At 56.3% G+C, this 339-nt stretch carries 1 protein-coding gene; it reads left to right on the top strand.

Going from position 1 to position 339, the window contains the following annotated elements:
• Window positions 1-339: reverse transcriptase domain-containing protein (locus tag KVT39_RS36655; protein WP_254640800.1), on the top strand; the 339-nt coding region annotated here is incomplete at both ends.

Raw genomic sequence — 339 nt, 5'->3', positions numbered from 1 at the left:
ATCGCCGACCAGCGCCTCCTTGCCCTGCTCTGGAAGTTCATCAAGGCAGGATGCGTTGATCGTGATCTGTTTCGTGCTGCGAGCGAAGGCGTTCCTCAAGGCGGCGTCATCTCGCCGCTGCTGTCCAACATCATGCTGCACGAATTCGATGCGTGGATGGAAAGGAACTATCTGAGCAAGAAGGTGCGGAAAGATCGGTGGGCGTGGAACTTCGCGATTCTCAAGCAGCGTCCGATTACTGTGCGAGAAAACCGGCAGTGGAAACCAGCAGTGGCCTACTGTCGGTATGCGGATGACTTTGTGATCGTGGTCAAGGGAACTCGCGAACATGCCGAGGCA

Origin of the sequence: Burkholderia sp. GbtcB21 (assembly GCF_019091065.1) — a bacterium.
Classification (GTDB): domain Bacteria; phylum Pseudomonadota; class Gammaproteobacteria; order Burkholderiales; family Burkholderiaceae; genus Burkholderia; species Burkholderia pyrrocinia_C.
This window is presented reverse-complemented; position numbering and strand designations above follow the sequence as displayed.